Source organism: Novosphingobium sp. BL-S-19 (genome assembly GCF_055521675.1).
The window spans coordinates 130,685-147,500 of sequence record NZ_CM145497.1 but is presented as its reverse complement, the minus strand read 5'-3'; the positions used below and the strand labels follow the sequence as shown (position 1 = coordinate 147,500).

The 16,816-nt window shown below is 64.3% G+C and carries 15 protein-coding genes (1 of these 15 only partly in view); 6 read left to right on the top strand and 9 right to left on the bottom strand.

Annotated features, from left to right (window positions below; genetic code table 11):
* From ACZ1JV_RS00660 to ACZ1JV_RS00640, 5 genes are all read right to left on the bottom strand, one after another.
* A protein-coding gene (locus ACZ1JV_RS00660; RefSeq protein ID WP_465149172.1) for a putative DNA modification/repair radical SAM protein crosses the window boundary here: on the bottom strand, positions 1-438 show its 5' portion. It extends 822 nt beyond the left edge of the window; the window shows 438 of its 1,260 coding nt (coding positions 1-438); the start codon lies at positions 436-438; its stop codon lies beyond the left edge, outside the window.
* A gap of 116 nt (positions 439-554) precedes the next feature.
* Positions 555-1,085, bottom strand: a complete 531-nt coding sequence (locus tag ACZ1JV_RS00655; protein ID WP_465149171.1) for a nuclear transport factor 2 family protein — start codon at positions 1,083-1,085, stop codon at positions 555-557.
* A gap of 23 nt (positions 1,086-1,108) precedes the next feature.
* On the bottom strand, positions 1,109-2,095 hold the full coding sequence (locus ACZ1JV_RS00650) for a zinc-dependent alcohol dehydrogenase family protein (protein WP_465149170.1): 987 nt from the start codon (positions 2,093-2,095) through the stop codon (positions 1,109-1,111).
* 13 nt (positions 2,096-2,108) lie between these two features.
* Positions 2,109-2,876 (bottom strand): SDR family NAD(P)-dependent oxidoreductase, encoded by a 768-nt coding sequence (locus tag ACZ1JV_RS00645; RefSeq protein ID WP_465149169.1) that lies wholly within the window; start codon positions 2,874-2,876, stop codon positions 2,109-2,111.
* Positions 2,877-2,910: 34 nt separating this feature from the next.
* On the bottom strand, positions 2,911-5,211 hold the full coding sequence (locus ACZ1JV_RS00640; RefSeq protein WP_465149168.1) for an outer membrane protein assembly factor BamB family protein: 2,301 nt from the start codon (positions 5,209-5,211) through the stop codon (positions 2,911-2,913).
* Between the two features lie 182 nt (positions 5,212-5,393).
* Here ACZ1JV_RS00640 and ACZ1JV_RS00635 point away from each other — a divergent pair, with 182 nt between their 5' ends.
* Positions 5,394-5,894, top strand: coding sequence for a TetR/AcrR family transcriptional regulator (locus tag ACZ1JV_RS00635; protein ID WP_465149167.1), 501 nt, complete (start codon positions 5,394-5,396; stop codon positions 5,892-5,894).
* Here the strand turns inward: ACZ1JV_RS00635 and ACZ1JV_RS00630 are convergent.
* On the bottom strand, positions 5,891-6,304 hold the full coding sequence (locus tag ACZ1JV_RS00630) for a nuclear transport factor 2 family protein (RefSeq protein ID WP_465149166.1): 414 nt from the start codon (positions 6,302-6,304) through the stop codon (positions 5,891-5,893). The genes ACZ1JV_RS00635 and ACZ1JV_RS00630 overlap by 4 nt on opposite strands.
* 122 nt (positions 6,305-6,426) lie before the next feature.
* On the opposite strand from ACZ1JV_RS00630, the gene ACZ1JV_RS00625 reads away from it, so the two are divergent.
* From ACZ1JV_RS00625 to ACZ1JV_RS00615, 3 genes are read left to right on the top strand one after another with little or no spacing between them, the layout of a single operon-like run.
* Positions 6,427-7,434, top strand: coding sequence for an NADP-dependent oxidoreductase (locus tag ACZ1JV_RS00625; RefSeq protein WP_465149165.1), 1,008 nt, complete (start codon positions 6,427-6,429; stop codon positions 7,432-7,434).
* A gap of 4 nt (positions 7,435-7,438) precedes the next feature.
* Positions 7,439-7,795, top strand: a complete 357-nt coding sequence (locus ACZ1JV_RS00620; protein ID WP_465149164.1) for a Rieske (2Fe-2S) protein — start codon at positions 7,439-7,441, stop codon at positions 7,793-7,795.
* Between the two features lie 13 nt (positions 7,796-7,808).
* On the top strand, positions 7,809-8,237 hold the full coding sequence (locus ACZ1JV_RS00615; protein WP_465149163.1) for a nuclear transport factor 2 family protein: 429 nt from the start codon (positions 7,809-7,811) through the stop codon (positions 8,235-8,237).
* A 227-nt stretch (positions 8,238-8,464) separates the two neighbouring features.
* On the opposite strand, the gene ACZ1JV_RS00610 is transcribed toward ACZ1JV_RS00615, so the two are convergent.
* Entirely contained in the window at positions 8,465-10,957 is a 2,493-nt protein-coding gene (locus ACZ1JV_RS00610; protein ID WP_465149162.1) for a TonB-dependent receptor, read from the bottom strand.
* 182 nt (positions 10,958-11,139) lie between these two features.
* On the opposite strand from ACZ1JV_RS00610, the gene ACZ1JV_RS00605 reads away from it, so the two are divergent.
* Positions 11,140-12,147, top strand: a complete 1,008-nt coding sequence (locus tag ACZ1JV_RS00605) for an NADP-dependent oxidoreductase (RefSeq protein WP_465149161.1) — start codon at positions 11,140-11,142, stop codon at positions 12,145-12,147.
* Between the two features lie 273 nt (positions 12,148-12,420).
* Here ACZ1JV_RS00605 and ACZ1JV_RS00600 read toward each other — a convergent pair whose 3' ends face one another.
* Both ACZ1JV_RS00600 and ACZ1JV_RS00595 read right to left on the bottom strand, forming a co-directional pair.
* Positions 12,421-13,185, bottom strand: coding sequence for an SDR family NAD(P)-dependent oxidoreductase (locus ACZ1JV_RS00600; RefSeq protein ID WP_465149160.1), 765 nt, complete (start codon positions 13,183-13,185; stop codon positions 12,421-12,423).
* Positions 13,186-13,207: 22 nt separating this feature from the next.
* Positions 13,208-15,523: a TonB-dependent receptor gene (locus ACZ1JV_RS00595; protein ID WP_465149159.1), complete on the bottom strand. Its 2,316-nt coding sequence runs from the start codon at positions 15,521-15,523 to the stop codon at positions 13,208-13,210.
* 150 nt (positions 15,524-15,673) lie between these two features.
* On the opposite strand from ACZ1JV_RS00595, the gene ACZ1JV_RS00590 reads away from it, so the two are divergent.
* On the top strand, positions 15,674-16,687 hold the full coding sequence (locus ACZ1JV_RS00590) for an NADP-dependent oxidoreductase (protein ID WP_465149158.1): 1,014 nt from the start codon (positions 15,674-15,676) through the stop codon (positions 16,685-16,687).
* The last annotated feature ends 129 nt before the right edge of the window (positions 16,688-16,816 follow it).

Here is a 16,816-nt window from a genome sequence, read left to right as displayed (position 1 = left end):
AAAATCGTGCTCCTCCCGCAAAATTCGGGCAACTTCGATGAGTTGCTCCATCGTGTGACTGGACGATTTGACGATGCCGGAGGACAGGAACAGCCCTTCGATATAATTGCGCCGGTAGAACGAGAGAGTGAGGTCCACGACCTCCTGCGGCGTAAAACGCGCGCGCCGCACGTTCGAACTTTTCCGGTTGATGCAGTAATGGCAGTCGAAGATACAATGGTTCGTCAGCAGCAGCTTAAGTAACGAGATGCAGCGCCCATCCGGCGCATAGGCGTGGCAGATTCCCATCCCTTCAGTCGATCCAAGGCCTCGCCCATCGCGGCTGTCACGCTTGGCAGTTCCGGACGAGGCGCATGACGCATCGTACTTGGCCGCATCGGCGAGGATTTCGAGGCGTTCCTTGATCGACAGCTGGGCCTTGATCGCGAGTCGGGACATTTGTTCTTTATATGTTCCATGTCATCGCGGTGCAAGCGCGGGGCTCATCGGTCCATCGCTCTCCTATCGCCGCGGCCTTTGCCTGAGGGATTTCGAGCTTAAGCGCTAACCCATTTTCAGAGTCTTAGCTGGAGCCTGGTGTAGCTGGGATCGTCCGGAAAACGTCCGCCAATGTCCAATCGCTGTCCGAGCAAACCCAAGCTCCAATCGGCGGAATCGGCATATTCGCGGAACCAGTCCGTCATCACCAGCCGCTCGATGATCCGCCATTCGTCGTCGCGCTTTTCGAAGCGATCAAGGTAGCGCCCCGCGCCGATCACATCCAGCTTGCGCCCGTCCACGGTGATACGGTGATAGCCGTAGAAGTAGGATTCGACGTCCGCGTGATCCCCGTGCATCGCAATCAGCACATTGCCGATCAGATGCATGGTCTGGTCCATCGACTGCATGGCCGGAAAGGCCCAGGCGATGAACTCCTCCGCATTGCCTTCGAACTCAAGATGCTTGTCGACGACGTCGGGCCAATAGGCGCTTCGCACCATGTCGGCATCGAGCCGGTCGACACCGCGCGCATAGCGATAGAGGCATTCCCTGATCGCTTCGCGGTCGGCAAGTTCGGCAAGGATCTGGCTGGTCTTGGTGGTCATCGCATGTCCTTCGGAAAAAGCCTTCAGGCCGTCGTCACGACGATCTTGCCGAGTTGCGCGTTGCTTTCGAGAAACCGGTGCGCTGCGGCGATGTCGGCAAGATCGAAGCAGCGGTCGATCACGGGTTTCAGGGTTCCGCGCGCCAGGCCTTCGCTGACGTAGCGGACCAGCCTCTCCCGAATGTCGCGATCGCGGACGAACACGTCGGCAGAAAGCCCGCGTAGGGTCAGGTTGCCGGTCATGAGTTGTGGCGCCGCCAGATCGAGTGTGGTTCCGCCAAGCAGGCCGTAGACGATGGCTATGCCGCCGGGGGCTAGTCCGCCCAGCAACGGCCCCAGCGCCGGCCCCGCCACCGCATCGAACAGGACCTGTGCGCCTTTGCCCTGGGTGATTTCCAGCACGCGGCCGGCGACGTCTTCCTCGTCGCTGACGATGACATGGGCCGCCCCGTGGGCTTTCAGTGTTTCGACTTTGGCACGGCCGCGCGTGACGGCGATCGGCAGCGCGCCTTCCGCGCGGGCGATCTGGATCGCGGCGAGGCCGACCGATGATGAGGCGGCGGAGATGACCACGGCATTGCCCGCCTTGATCCCGGCAACCTCCACCAGCGCGAAGGCCGTGCCATATTGCATCCAGCTTGCGGCGGCTTCGATCAGCGATTGCCCGTCCGGCACGCGCACCAGCATGTCGGCAGGGTAGACGACTGCCTCACCGTGGGTGCCATAGTCCTCCATGGACAAGCCGAACAGCGTCGCGCCCTTGTCTCCCGGGGCCCAGTCCACCACGTCCGGACCCACGGCCTCGATCACGCCCGCTGCCTCGTAACCGATGCGGGCCGGGAAGCGCACGGGCCCGAAGCTACCTGCGCGATAGAGCGTTTCCACGCGATTGAGGCCGAAGGCGGCGACGCGCAGGCGCACTTCGCCCGCGCCGGGCTCGGCGACGGGAAGCGCGTCAAGCTGGAGTACTTCGGCATCACCGAAGCGGTGGAACCTGACTGTCCGGGGCATCTGCGGCTTTCTCCTAGAGTTTGAAGCCGCCGCTGGCATCGATGCTCTGCGCCGTCACCCAGCGCATCAGCGGGGAGGCGAGGGCATAGACGATGTCGGCAATTTCCTCGGGCCGGCCGAACCGGCGCAGCAAGGTGTTGTCGATCACCATCTTTGCCATTTCGGGGTCTTCGGTGACGTGCAGGTTGGTTTCGCCCACCGTAAAACCCGGCAGGACGGCATTGACCGTGATGCCCCGCGCGCCAAGATCCTTGGCCAGAACGCGGGTGAAGCTCTCCACCGCCGTTTTCGCCATGGTATAGACGATGATGTTGGGATCGGTGAGCCGCGAACCGACCGAGGAGATGTTGATCACCCGGCCGAAATCGTTGAGCCGGCCATGCAGTGCCTTGGTCAGGAAGAAGGCGCCGCGCACATTGTTCGACCACATCCGGTCGTAGTCGTCCTCGCTGGTCTGGGTCAGCGATCCATAGTCGCCGCCGCCGATATTGTTGACCAGAATGTCGAGCCCGGGCTGGCCGGTGCGCAGTGTGAAGGCCTCTGCAAGATGGTCCGCAAGGCGGCCCGCTTCCGCTTCACCGCCCAATTGCGCCTGTACGGGGAAGGCCTGCCCGCCCTTGGCCTCTATGGCACTGACGGTCTCGGCAGCGGCTTCGGCATTGGCGGCGTAGTTGATGGCGACGATTGCGCCCGCCGCCGCAAGGCGCTCTGCAATGGCCCGCCCCAGACCGCGGCTGCTGCCGGTCACGAGTGCCGTCTTGCCTTGAAGATCGAATGGCATGGTCACGCAGGCTCCCGAAACGTGGATGGGCAGGTCATCGGGGTTTCACTTGGGGCAGGGCATAGGCCATCACCGCGCTGGCCTGTGGCCCGGGGATCGAGAAGTGCCCGCCGGCGGCGATCACCACATATTGCCGGCCCGTGCGGGGCGAGGTGTAGCTGATCGGCATCGCCGCCCCCACGGCCGGCAGCCTGGCGCTCCAGAGTTCCTTGCCATTGCCGATGTCGTAGGCATGAAGCCTTCGATCCTGCGAGGCGGCGATGAACACCAGCCCGGCGGCAGTGGTCAGCGATCCGCCGAAGTTCGGTGCGCCCATGCGAAGCGGAAGGTGGCTCGCCAGACCCAGCGGGCCGGAACCTTCGGCGGTGCCGAGCGGCTTGCTCCACAGCAGCTTGCGCGTGCGGATATCGAACACGCTGATCGTGCCATAGGGCGGTTTCTGGCAAGGCGCGAAGATGGGGGAGAGGAAGGGAAACGATTCAAAGACGTAAGGCGTGCCTTCCTGCGGGAATTTGATGACGCCGCCTTCGAAGCCCGCCTTGACCACTTTGCCCTTCTCGCGCGGGGCAAGGCGGTTGAGATTGGCGAACCGCAGGGTGTTGACCACCATCAGCCCGCGCTGCCGGTCTATCGACACGCTTCCCCAGTTGATGCCGCCGCCGACGGCGGGATAGGTGATGGTCGGCTGCGTGGTGATCGGCGTGAACTGGCCCTGATAGCGTGCCTGACGAAACCGGATGCGGCAGGCCATCTGATCGAGCGGCGTGATGCCCCACATGTCGGCCTCGCGCAGATCCTCCCCGGCAACCGAGGGAAAGCCGGTGGTGTAGGGCTGGGTGGGCGCGTTCCATCCGCCCTTTACTGGATTGTCGTGCGGAACCGGTTTCTGGACCACGCGGTCTATCGGGGCGCCGGTGCGGCGGTCCAGCACGAAGATCTCTCCCCGCTTGGTGGGCACGATCAGTGCCGGCTTGCCGTCGGGCAGGTCTAGAACGACGGGCTGCGCAGCGATGTCATAGTCCCACAAGTCGTGATTGACGGTTCGGAAGGCCCACCGCAACCGGCCCGTAGCCGCATCGAGCGCGACGATGTTGTCGGTGAACCGGTCCGCGATCGGGGAACGGAAGCCGGCGTAGTAATCGGGCGGGCTGTTCCCCGTGCCGACATAGACGAGGCCCAGCTGCTCATCCCCGCTGAACACGCCCCAGGCGTTGGGCGTATCGCGTGTGTAGGTTTCGCCGGGCTTCAGCATCGGGCGGTCAGGTCGGCCGGCATCCCAGGCCCAGCGAAGCGCGCCGGTTTCGGCGTCATAGCCGCGTATGACGCCCGATGGCGCATCGAAGGAGGCGACATCGGATATGCTCTGCCCCACGACGATCACGCCGTTCACCACGGTGGGCGGGGAGGTGGGCAGGGCATCGTCGGGCTTCAACGCGCCCATTCCGGGCTTGAGGTCGGTGATGCCGCCGGTCCCGAACTGGCTGCACGGGCGGCCCGTTTCCGCGTCGATCGCGCGCAGGGTTCCGTCCGCCACTGTCAGGAACAGGCGCCGGCGGCATTCCGCGCCTTGGCCGCGGGCCTCGTAATAGGCGACGCCGCGGCATTTCCACCCGGTCAGCGGGGAGTTTCGCGGCAGGCCGAGATATTGCCAGACCGGCTTCCCGCTGTCCTGATCCAGCGCGACCACCGAACCGGATTCCAGACACATGAAAAGCCGCCCGTTCACCGCAAGCGGGGCCGCTTCCAGACTGGGCAGCTTGCCGGGCTTGAGCGGGGAATCATACCGCCATGCAAGCTTGAGCTGAGCGACATTGCCGCGGTTGATCTGATCCATCGCGGCAAAGCGCGTGCCTGCCAGATCGTTGCCCCAGTGCCGCCAGTCGCGCGGGGCGCCGGGGATCGCGGCGACTTCTGCGGCAGCGGGAAGGCCGCTTTCGGCCGTCTGCGCGCGCACCACGGCAAAGGTCATGACCGCCGCCGCGGCCAGGATCGGCGCTCCGACCCACCAGCGGCTTGCGCCCGTGGCCCGCTGGATACCCGGCAGCAGGAAGAGCAGTCCGACGATGGCGGGGCCCACGATCCGGGGCATCAATGCCCAGTCATCGAACCCGGCCTCCCACAGGGCCCACGCGATCGTCCCGGCCAGCATCGCGCCATAGGCCCAGGCTGCATAAGGCGCACGGCGGACAAGGCCCAGTGTGGATGCAAGCACCAGCACGCCGGCTGCCAGATAGTAAGCGCTGCCTCCCGCCTCGATCAGCGTGACGCCGCCAACAGCAAGCGTCGCCCCGACAATCGCGAGAATGATTGCAAGCGGCCAACGAAGCACCGGCATCCCCCTTCTGCTTTTTTATCTTTCCCTGTGCGTGCCTCCCCGGTACGGGTGAGCACCTGCTCACTGTGCCCTCGCTTGGGCATGTGTCAATCGCGTGCTAGGCGGGCGCAATGCCTTCGAACGCGCGCCCGCATCCCCGTGACGCTGCCCATACCCGGGCAAGAATCCTTGAAGCGGCGCAGTTGTCCTTCTCCGAAAAGGGTTATTCGCTGGCCGGGCTGCGGGAAATCGCGGCGCGTGCCGGTGTGGTGAATTCCCTTGTGGTCAAGTATTTTGGCACCAAGGCCAAATTGTTCGAGGAGGCGCTGGCCGCCTCCATCGGCGATTCCATGCATCTGCAGGAGAAGGCCGGGTTCGGCGAAGCGCTCATGCGGTCGGTGCTGGATCCGGAGATGCGGATCACCGCGCCGGCAATGATCGCGCTGTCGCTGGGCGATCAGGAAGCGCGCGAGATATCCGCGAAAGTGGCGAGGGAGCACATCATTGCCCCGCTCGCCGCGTGGATCGGCCAGCCCCACGGCGAGGCACGCGCCGCCAGCACGCTTATGCTGAGTGTGGGTTTCGCCATTTTCAATCGTTACATGCAGACGCTTTCATCGCCGGCCGAGCAGATCGAAGCTCAGACCTGGCTGGTCGGCACGATTCAGGCGATCGTCGACGGGCAGGATTGGAAAATGCTCTAATGGGCGACACTCATCTTCAATTGCCGCGCCTGGATGAAAGGGGCGGGGTCGAAGTAGTAGGGCTTGATTTCGCAGCACTTGCCGCCCCGAAATTGGAACCTTTCGCAAATTTCGGCGGGGGGAAGCGACGGGTCCGCGAAACGGAGCGACAGGATGGCGACAGCGTAGTCCTTGCCCGCCGCCGTCTCGATACGGTCTAGAGCCACCACGTCGCACATGCCCATGACTATGGCGTAGAGGTTTCGCAAACCGTCCTTGCCCCGATACTCGCCAGCCATCGGCAGGCTGTCTGCTTCATAGGCGACGAAGTCGTCGGTGAGCATCTGCGACGCCGTTTCCCAGTCGCCCGTGCCGGTGGCGGCGTAGAGGCGGTCGACGAAATCGATCATCTGCTCGGGGCTCATGGTCATCGCATTGCTCCTCTCACCGCCATGATGTCTGGCCTGCGACGGACTCTGACAAACCCGCGATTTTCCCGAACCTAGCGTTTCGACTAGCGTGCCAGCGGGGCAAGCGCGGCTAAGCTGCCGGAATGGGAAAGGTCAGACAGATCGTGCTGGCGCGGCGACCCAAAGGGGTGCCGGTGCCGGAAGACTTCCAGCTTGTGGAGACCGAGGGCCCCGAACCGGGGCCGGGCGAGTTTCTGGTGGCGATGCGGGTGGGATCGGTCGATCCGGCGATCCGCGGATTTCTGGACGATCGGCCCAGTTATATCGATCCGGTGGCGCTCGGCGCGCCGATCAACGGCATGTCGCTGGGCGAAGTGGTGGCATCCAACCACGTGGACTATCCGGTAGGCACGCTGGTGCGGGCCTTTGCCACATGGTCCGATCACTACGTGCTGTCAGGCGATGCCTGGGGGCTGGAGACGGTGCACCGCCAGCCCGATACCGAACTGCATCATTACATGGGCGCGCTGGGGCCAGTGGGGCTGACCGCCTGGGTCGGCCTCTTCGCGGTGGGCAAGGCCAAGCCGGGTGAGACCGTGGTGGTCAGCGCGGCGGCCGGCGCCACCGGATCGACCGTGGGCCAGATCGCCAAGGCGCGGGGCTGCAAGGTCGTCGGCATCGTCGGATCGCAGGAGAAAGCGCAAGTGATCCGCGAACTCGGCTTCGATGCGGCGATCGACTACCGCGCCACGCCGGACATCGCGGCGGAAATCGCCAAGGCCGCACCGGAGGGCGTGGACGTCTATTTCGACAATGTCGGCGGCGAAGTGCTGGAGGCCATTTTGCCGCTGATGCGCCTGCACGGCCGCGTCGCCGTTTGCGGCATGGTCGGCCAGTACAACGATGCCGATCATCCCCACGGCGTCACCACCCTGTGGCAACTGGTGGTCAATCGCATCCGCATGGAGGGTTTCATCACTTACGACTATCCGGAAGTGCTGGCAGAGGCACAGGCCGAACTCGATGGCTGGGTGGCCGAGGGGAAGCTGAAGCCGCTCGCCAATCTGCGCGACGGGTTCGAGAAACTGCCCGAGGCGTTCATCGATCTGATGTCCGGCCGCACGATCGGCAAGACTCTTGTCCGGATCTGACGCCATGAGCGAAACTTGGCACCCCCTCGTGCCCGAGGGCGAGTTTCCGGAAGAGGGCAAGCTGGCCGCGCGGATCGCAGGCTGGAGCGTGCTGGTGGCGCGCACCGACGATGGGTTCCGCGCCGTCAACGACCGCTGCACGCATCAGGCGGCGATGCTGTCAGGCGGCAAAGTGCGGCGCGGGGCGATCATGTGCCCGCTGCACGGCGCCCGTTTCGAGATCTCCACCGGCCGCTGCATCGGCGGGACGTATGCCGATCTGCGCCGGTTCGATTTGCGCATTGCCGGCGGGATGATCGAGGTCGCCGTACCCGATACGCCGCCGGGGCCGCATGAGCGCCCGGTCGAAACCGACGTCTGAAAGGGAGAGAACCATGGCCTATACCGGACCTTTCGAGGACCGCCTTGCCATCCGCGAATTGCTGGAAACCTACGCCGATGCGGTGAACCGCCGCGATGCGGATGCCTGGGGCGCGACATGGGCGGACGACGCCGAATGGTCGCTGCCGGATTATCCCGAACTGGGCACCCAGAAGGGCCGCCCGGCTATCGTCGCCATGTGGATGGAGGCGATGAAGGCCTATCCCGGCATCATGTTCGAGGCGTGGCCGGGCTCCATCGAAGTAACCGGCGATAGCGCGACGATGCGCAGCTATACTTCAGAGATCTACGATCAGGACGGTGTGACCATGCGCGACCGGGGTGTCTATGAGGACACCTGCAGCAGGGTCGATGGGCGGTGGCTGTTCCAGAGCCGGACGTTCCGCAATATCCATCGCCAGCATGCGCCGAAGGGGTGTTAGGGCGGGCTCTGCCAGCCACCTCTCCCCGACATCGCCCCAACCACTCCGCTCATCCTGAGCTTGTCGAAGGATGGGACCCTTGCGCCACGCTCGCGGGGGCTTCGACAGGCTCAGCCTGAGCGGGTTTGGGAGGGGGTGGTGGAACGAACGCAGTTCTACTCTCCAAACAAGAAAGGCCCGGCCTCCCGCATAGGAGGCCGGGCTTTTCCCTTGCGGGGGAGGCGTAATCAGAAGTTCTTCGTCAGTTCCACCATCACGGTGCGCGGCAGGGTGCCGAAGCCCAGCTGGTCGGCCCGGACGCCCGCCGGTGTGCCGGTGCCGCTGCCGGTGGAGGGGCCGTCCACCACGCCGGTGACGTAGAACTGGTTGGTCAGGTTCTTGCCGATCACCGCGATCTGCCAGTTGTCGTCCTCCGCGCCGAAGCGCAGGCCGGCGTCTAGCGTGACGTACTTGTCCTGCTTCGACAGCGGATTGCCGAAGGCGGAGGCGAGGTAGCTGTCCGAATAGCGGGCATCGACATTCATGCCGATCTTCATCGCGGAGCCGACCGACATCTCGTAATTCACGCCCAGATTGCCGGTCCAGCGCGGGGCCACCGAAAGCGACGTGCCGGACAGGTCCTGGCGGGTGTTGCCGACAAGGTTGCAGCCTTCCGCCGGGGTCTGGCCGGCATAGCACGGGGCTTCCGGGAAATCGGTGTAGCGCGCCTTGTTGTAGTTGATCGAGCCGTGCAGGTCGAAGCCGGGAATGCCGTTCGGCGCGAACTGGAATTCGGCCTCAATGCCCTTGGTGCGGGCATCGGCGGTCAGCGTCTGGAACGCGAAGATGGGCGAGTTGAAGAAGTCCACCTGCAGGTTCTTGTACTTGTAGTTGAACGCAGTGACGTTGAAGCGCAGCTGGCGGTTGAACAGCGTGGACTTGAAGCCCAGTTCGTAACCTTCGGCCTTTTCCGGATCGAAGGTGAGGTCCGCCGTGGGATCGGTCGAGAATTTCGAATTGATGCCGCCGTTGGAGAACCCGCCGGACTTGTACGCCGTCTTGTACGCGGCATAGACCATCAGGTCCTGCGTCGGCTTCCAGGTCAGCGTGGCTTCGGGCGACCAGTTGGTGAAATGCTGGCGGGCGGTGACTTCGCCCAGCCCGTCGGGGTCGTTCTGGTCGCGGAAGATGCTGGTGACCAGCGGGTTGTTGTAGGGCTGGGTGAAGAAGCTGTTCTTGGTCTCGTCCGAATAGCGCACGCCGCCGGCCAGTTCCACGGTGGGGACGATCTTGTAGGTCAGCTGGCCGAACACGGCCATCGTCTCACCCTTGGTGAAGCTGCTCTTGGCAGTGGCGACGTATTCGTAGCCTTCCGGTGCGGCGGAATTGGAGACGCCGCCGGTCATCACGAACTGCGCGAAATCGCGCTTGGTGTTCTGGTAGAGCGCGCCCACCATCATGTTGAACGGCCCGCTGAACTGCGTCAGCGCGCGGAATTCCTGGCTGAACGCCTTCCAAGACGAATTCTCGGTCGCCCAGGCACTGCCGCTGTCGCTCGACTGGAAATCGCAGGCGCAGGCCCAGCGGTTGTTGTTCCATTGGTAGTTGGTGACGGAGGAGAGCTGCAACTCGTCCGCGTCATAGGTCATGTTCAGCGTGCCCGCCGCCGAATGGTAGCGGTTGTAGAGCGAACCGTCCTTCTTGGCGTAAGGATAGTTGGCGGCGACGTCCGCCGGCATGTTGTTCTGGTGGGTGACGAAGTCCTTCTCGCACGCATAGCCGTTCAGCTGCGATGTCGCGCCGTTGCCGCAGGCATAGGCGACGTAGTTCCAGGATGAGTTGTTGACCTCGTTCAGGTCCACGCTGCCCTTCAGGCTGACGGTCAGGCGGTCGGTCGGTTCCCACTTCAGGGTGCCGCGTGCCAGGAATTCTTCCTCTCCCGGTGCCTTGTGCGCGGCCGGCGTGGCGATGTGCGAGGTGGGATTGCCGTTGCCGCCGGCCAGGATGCTGACGGAATCGATGTCCGTGAAGGTCACGTCGTTGGCGACGTTGCGGTAATAGCCGCCGTCCATCTTCGAATAGCGCGCGGCGATGCGGATGCCGAGCGTATCGGTGATCGGCATCGAGGCGAAGCCTTCCACGCGGTATTGCTGGCTCTTGAACTCGTACCCGCCCTTGATCTGGAACTGCGGGGTGGAAGTGGGATCGGCGGTGGTGATGGAGATCACGCCGGCGGTGGCGTTCTTGCCGAAGAACAGCGCCTGCGGGCCCTTCAGCACTTCCACGCGGGCCAGATCGAAGAAGCCTTCCTGGATCACGCGGCCCTGCCCGTAATAGGCGCCGTCCACCACCACGGCCACCGATTGCTCGATACCGATCGAGGTGGAGGAGGAGCCGATACCGCGCAGCGTCAACTGCGCGCCGGAACCGTTGGAGGCGCGGCCGACGTTGAACTGCGGGGCGATGGCGGCGATCTTTTCCACGCTGGTAATATCGCGCGAGACGATCTGCTCGGCCGAGATCGCGGTGACGGCCACCGGCACATCCTGCGCAGTTTCCTGCCGCTTGCGCGCGGTGACGATGATTTCCTGAATGCCGCCGGTGGCATGTGCTGGCTCGGCTGCGGCTGGAGGAGCCGGAGCGGGTGTTGGAGGGGGTGCCTCCTGCGCATGGGCCGAAGCGGCGCCCAGCGTGACGGTGAGCACCGTCGACGTGAGCAGGATGGATTTCGAGAATCGCATGTCAGGACTCCCACCAATTTTCTTGTCGCGTATTTTCTTGTCTTGGCCCCTTCGTAGAACTGCGGGGGCGGCAGGGCGGCCTGTGCAAACGGATAGCCCTATCTGTTTGGTCAGGTGGCGCCTGCGCGCGGGCGGGCGACGGTGCCCGATCGGGCCGCAAGAGCCAGACAGGAGAGTGGATTTTGAACGGCAACCGTTTCTGGCGTCTGGACCGTCACCCCGAAGGCAATGCGGATTTCGGCCGTTTCCTTACGCTTTGCGAGGAAGACCCGGCCCCGCTGGCCGAAGGCGAAGTGCGCATCGCCGTCCAATGGCTGTCGATGGACGCCGGCACCCGCATGTGGATGAGCCCGCGCACCGATGGCTATCAGCCGCCGCTTCCACTGGGCGCGAAGATGGTGGGGCTGGTGCTCGGCCGGGTCAGCGAGAGCCGCGATCCCGCCTTTCCGGTGGGCACGATGGTGCGCGGTTTCGGGCAATGGGCGCAGCAGGCCGTGGTCGTCCCTGCGCTGGCCGGGCTGGAGGCGGTGGATGAGAGCGTCACCGACCCGCGCCAGCACTTCGGCGCTTTGGGGATGAACGCCTGGACGGCCTATGTCGGCGTGAAGGAAGTGGCCGCGCTGAAGCCGGGCGAATGGCTGGCGGTTTCGGCAGCGGCGGGTGCAACCGGTAGTCTGGCCTGTCAGGTCGGCCGCAATCTGGGCGCGAAAGTGGTCGGTATCGCCGGCGGGGCGGAGAAGTGCCGCTGGCTGGTCGAGGAACTGGGCGTGGACATGGCGATCGACTACCGCGCCGAGGATGTGGAGGCGCGGCTGGCGAGCGTGCCCGGCGGGATCAATGCCTTCTTCGACAATGTCGGCGGCCCGATCCTCGACGCGGTACTGCCCAATATGGCGCATTACGGCCGCGTGGCGATCTGCGGCATGGTGGCGGGTTATGACAGCGACGCGCCGATGCCCGGCCCCGCGCGTTTCGACCAGATCCTGATGCGCCGCCTGCGGGTGGAGGGGTTCTTCATCCCGGACTTCCTCGAACGCGGCGCGGAATTCCTGCCGCAACTGCGCGCGTGGCTGGATGCGGGGCAGCTCTCGGTCCGTTTCGACGAGACGCAGGGTATCGAGAACGTGCTGACCGCCTATGAGCGGATGCTGACGGGCAAGAACATCGGCAAGGTCGTGGTGCGGCTTTAGGATCCGGACCCCTGAGGCGCAGGCTTGGGGCCTCAATGCGCCATACTCGGCGGGTCAAAACACATCCGTCGCCCCCGCGAAGGCGGGGGCCCCGCTTCCTTTTGCCTCGCCGCGAGGAACAAGCGGGATCCCCGCCTACGCGGGGATGACGAAGTGGTATTATGCGGGCGCTCTCTCACGGATCGGCTGGCACACGCGCTCGCATTAGCCGATCCGTGAGGCGGCAAGACCGGCCCGGGCCTCGCCTCTGTCGCGAAGCCCGGGCCGCCCCCCTCACATCGCTGTCACGCCGCCATCCACCACGAATTCCCCGCCGGTGATGTAGTTCGCCTCGTCACTGGCGAGGAACAGGATCATGTTCGCGATATCGAGCGGGCTGCCCATGCGCTTCATCGGGATGGAGGCGACGATCTCCTTGAAGCCTTCGGGATTGTCGTGCCGGGCCACGTCCTGCATGGCCGTCTCGATCATGCCGGGGTGCACCGAATTGCAGCGGATGCCCTCCGCCGCGCATTCCATCGCCACCACCTTGGAAAAGATCCGCACGCCGCCCTTGGCCGCGCCATAGGCGCCGCACATCGGCACGCCGACCAGCCCGCCGATGGAGGAGAGGTTGACGATCGATCCGCCCCCGCCGGTCTTGCGCATCGATTCCACCGCGCGGCGGGTGCCCAGGAACACGCTGTCCAGATTGACCTTGTTCTGCCGTTCCCAGTCGGCAACGGAGAGCGAAGTCAGCGGCTTGAGCACGGCGATTCCGGCATTGTTGACCAGCACGTCCAGCCGGCCATGGCCTTTCTCGATCGTCTGGAACAGGTCCTCCCACCCCGTTTCGCTGGTCACGTCCTGGGCATGGGCTTCCGCCTGCCCGCCGGCGTCACGGATGGCGGCGGCGACGCTTTCCGCGCCCTTGGCATCGAGGTCGGTCAGGTAGACGAACGCCCCTTCCTCGGCAAAGCGCCGCGCCGTGGCCGCGCCCAGCCCGCGTTCGTTTCCGGCGCCGGTAACCAGCGTGATCTTTCCTTCGAGACGACCCATATTCGCAGTACTCCTGGTAAGACTAGAACTTGAATCCGATGGTGGCGCCGTAGGTGCGCGGTTCCAGCGCCATGCCGAACGACCACAAGCCGGCGACGGTGAAGGCGTGGGTGGTCGTCTTCTCGTTCAGAAGATTGCGGCCGAACACGCGCAGATAGGCTTCCTTGTCGCCGATATCGAAATTGAAGGTCAGGCTGGCGTCGACCAGATCCTGCGTAGTGGTGCGCACGCGCGGATCGTTGCCGTTGACGATCACGCTGGTGACATTGCCGTCGGCATCGAGCACGGGCGTGAGCGAGGCCTGCGAGATCTGCTCGTCATAAGGGCTGATGTGCCGCCATCCGGCCGTCGCCACCACTTTGCCGAAGCTGGTGGGAATCGTGTAGTCGCCGTTGATCGATGCGGTGAACTTCGGGGCGTAGATCAGCCGGTTCGCCGAATAGTCGAACGGTACGATCAGCGTGCCATAGGCCCCGTCGGTCACGAAATTGCGGAAGTGCGATTTCATGAAGGCGGCGGAGGTGGTGATCGTGAAGTCCGGCGTCACGCGGAAGGTGCCGTCCATCTCGATACCCTTGATCAGCGCGCCGCCGGGCACGTTGCCGGTGATCGTCTGGTTGCCGGTGGGGCCGCCGGGCACCGTCAGGTTCTGCTGCATGTTCTTGTAATCGGAGACATATCCGGCCAGATCGATCTGCACGCGGCGATCGAAAGCAGAAATCTTCGCGCCGATTTCATAAGCGTCCACGGTTTCCGGCTGGAACGGCGTGCTGGCGGTATCCGCCGTTGCCGCGCGGGGGCTGAACCCGCCCGAACGGTACCCGCGCGACCAGCTGGCGTAGAGCATCACATCGGAATTGGGGCGATAGTCGATGCCCACCTTGGGCGTGAATTTCGAGAAGTTGGCATCGCCCGATCCGATCAAGCCGGTTTCGGCGAAGCTGTTGGTCAGCTTCTTGTTGTCATGCGACCAGCGTCCACCGAAGGAGAGGCGCCATTTGTCGGCAAAGGCCCAGTTGAAGTCCCCGAAGAACGCATAGCTGGTGGTCTTGCCCTCCACGCTCTGTGGGTTCTTGTCGAACGTCGTCGGCGGGATCGAGGAATCGAAGCCGAACAGGCGCGTCCACTGGATCAGGTCGTAGCTGGAATGGAAGTAGTATCCGCCGACCACATAGTCGAGACCGGTAAACAGGTTGCCGGCGGCGCGCAGTTCCTGGCTCCACTGGGTATAATGCTGGCGCCGGTCGACATAGTAGAGATCGGTGGACGATCCATCGAAGTCCTGCGTCTGCTTTTCCTTGCTGTGCCGCCAGCCGGTGATCGAAGAGAGTTTCACGCCGCCAAGGTCGTAATTCATCTGCAAGGTGGCTTCAGGGGCCCGATAGGTGCTCTTCGCGGCGTCTCCGAAGGTGGTGTAGAGGTCGGTCGTGGTGTTGCGGTTGCACTGATTGGCCGGCTCGTACTGGCAGAACACTTCGGTGCTGTTGGTCAGGTTGCTGACCACCGGATTGAACGATTGAACGACATTGGCAACGGTAAGCTGCGCGTCGAAACCCGATCCGCTGGGTTCGAACAGCAGGCTGGCGCCGTAGTTGTCCCCCTTGCTCCACCCATCGCTCGTGTCGCGGGTGACGTTGTGGTAGAACCCGTCGGTCTGGTTGTGGAAGTACCAGGCCTTCACGCCCCAGGTCTCCCCGTCGCCATAGTTGGCAATGGCCTTGGCGGACCAGGTGTTCCAGCGGCCATACGTGAATTCGGCCTTCACGCCGGGTTCCATCGTCGGTTTGCTGCGGGTGATGTTGATCACGCCGCCGATGGTATTCGCGCCGAACAGCGTGCCTTGCGGGCCGCGCAGCACCTCGATCTGGGCGATGTCGAACGCGTCCTGAAGCTGGCCGGTGCTGGTGCCGATCGTCACCCCGTCCACCACCACGCCCACGGTGGGCGTCTGGGACTTTTCGATATCGGCGTACGTCAGCCCGCGAATGGAGATGTTGGCCGCCTGCGCGCCCGAATTCTGCTGGGTGATCAAGAGGCCCGGCGCGGCGCCCTGAAGATCGCCGATGTTCACCGCGGCCCGGTTTTCCAGCATCGCGGCGTTGACGGCAGTGATCGCGACCGGGGTCGACTGCAGCGTTTCGGAACGCCGCCGCGCGGTAACGATGATCTCGGTCGTATCGACCGTGGCGTGTTGGGGAGTCGCGGCCGGAGCCGGGGCTGCTGGCGCTTCGGGCGGGGCTGCTGCCTCGCTCTGCGCATAGGCTGGAGACGCGATGCATGAGAGCGCGCTTGTCGAAAGTGCGACAAGCAACGCTCCGCGACGACGTGCGGATGCCATTGGTTTTCTCCCTCTCCCCGACTATTCGTGTAGCCGTTTTTACTCTTTCACTATGCTACGAATTCGCTGCGACCCGACCTGACAATTTGCACAGGTGCACACTGGGACTGGAATGGCGAGGCAGCGGACAATCGAGAGGAGAACCACGCCATGCCCGTGAACCGTAGTTTCCTGCTGGCCCGCAGACCACAGGGCGAACCCGTGCCGGACGATTTCGCGCTGGTGGAGCAGGCGGTGCCCGTCCCGCCGCCCGGCGGCATCGTCGTGCGCAACCATTACGCCTCGCTCGATCCCGCACAGCGCGGGTGGATGGATGACGTGGCAAGCTACATGCCGCCGATTCCGCTGGGCGATCCGGTCCGCGCGACGACGGTGGGCGTGGTCCACGCATCGAACAATCCGGACTTCGCGCCAGGGCAATGGGTGATGGGACTGAACGCGCTGGAGGATTACTCGGTGGCGATGCCGGGCGGCTTCACCATGCCGATCGACATTGCGGCGGTGCCGTCGCCGTCCAACTATCTCTCGGCATTGGGGGCGGTGGGGCTGACGGCCTATTTCGGCCTGCTGGAAGTGGCCCAGCCGCGTGAGGGGGAAACCTTGCTGGTTTCCGGCGCCGCGGGTGCGGTGGGATCGGCGGTAGGCCAGCTTGGCAAGATCGCCGGGTGCCGCGTGGTCGGCATCGCGGGCGGTGCGGAAAAGTGCCGTCGCCTGATCGAGGATTATGGCTTCGACGTCGCCATCGATTACAAGGGCAAGGACCACGCCGCGCTGGTCGCCGCGATAGCCGAGGCGGCGCCGGACGGCGCGAACATCGTCTTTGAAAACGTCGGCGGACCGGTGCTGGAGGCGGAAGTGTTCAACCTGGCGCTCCATGCGCGGATCGTGCTTTGCGGGCTGATCAGCGAATACAATTCGGCGGAAAAGCAGGGTTTGCGGAGTCTCTGGCAAATTCTGACGCGGCGCGCGACGGTGCATGGCTTCCTGATCGCCGATTACGCCCATCGCTTTGCCGAGGGCGGCGCGCAGATGGCAAAGTGGCTGGCCGAGGGGCGGTTGCGTGCCGACGAAGATGTGCAGGAGGGGCTGGAGAACGCCTATGCCGCGTTCATGCGGCTGTTTTCGGGGGCGAATACGGGGAAGCTGGTGTTGAAGATCGTGTAAGTGCCTGTTGGGCGCGTGCCCACGCCAACATCAAATTACAAACACCATCGTCGCCCCCGCGCAGGCGGGGGCCCCGCTTCCTTCTGCAACCTTTCGCATGCCGCAAGAAAAGCGGGATCCCCGCCTTCG

Excerpts from the sequence above, each read along its gene's own strand:
- ACZ1JV_RS00655 (WP_465149171.1), bottom strand. The coding sequence starts at position 1,085 with ATGACCACCAAGACCAGCCAGATCCTTGCCGAACTTGCCGACCGCGAA.
- ACZ1JV_RS00650 (WP_465149170.1), bottom strand. The coding sequence starts at position 2,095 with ATGCCCCGGACAGTCAGGTTCCACCGCTTCGGTGATGCCGAAGTACTC.
- ACZ1JV_RS00645 (WP_465149169.1), bottom strand. The coding sequence starts at position 2,876 with ATGCCATTCGATCTTCAAGGCAAGACGGCACTCGTGACCGGCAGCAGC.
- ACZ1JV_RS00640 (WP_465149168.1), bottom strand. The coding sequence starts at position 5,211 with ATGCCGGTGCTTCGTTGGCCGCTTGCAATCATTCTCGCGATTGTCGGG.
- ACZ1JV_RS00630 (WP_465149166.1), bottom strand. The coding sequence starts at position 6,304 with ATGACCATGAGCCCCGAGCAGATGATCGATTTCGTCGACCGCCTCTAC.
- ACZ1JV_RS00625 (WP_465149165.1), top strand. The coding sequence starts at position 6,427 with ATGGGAAAGGTCAGACAGATCGTGCTGGCGCGGCGACCCAAAGGGGTG.
- ACZ1JV_RS00620 (WP_465149164.1), top strand. The coding sequence starts at position 7,439 with ATGAGCGAAACTTGGCACCCCCTCGTGCCCGAGGGCGAGTTTCCGGAA.
- ACZ1JV_RS00615 (WP_465149163.1), top strand. The coding sequence starts at position 7,809 with ATGGCCTATACCGGACCTTTCGAGGACCGCCTTGCCATCCGCGAATTG.
- ACZ1JV_RS00610 (WP_465149162.1), bottom strand. The coding sequence starts at position 10,957 with ATGCGATTCTCGAAATCCATCCTGCTCACGTCGACGGTGCTCACCGTC.
- ACZ1JV_RS00600 (WP_465149160.1), bottom strand. The coding sequence starts at position 13,185 with ATGGGTCGTCTCGAAGGAAAGATCACGCTGGTTACCGGCGCCGGAAAC.
- ACZ1JV_RS00595 (WP_465149159.1), bottom strand. The coding sequence starts at position 15,523 with ATGGCATCCGCACGTCGTCGCGGAGCGTTGCTTGTCGCACTTTCGACA.
- ACZ1JV_RS00590 (WP_465149158.1), top strand. The coding sequence starts at position 15,674 with ATGCCCGTGAACCGTAGTTTCCTGCTGGCCCGCAGACCACAGGGCGAA.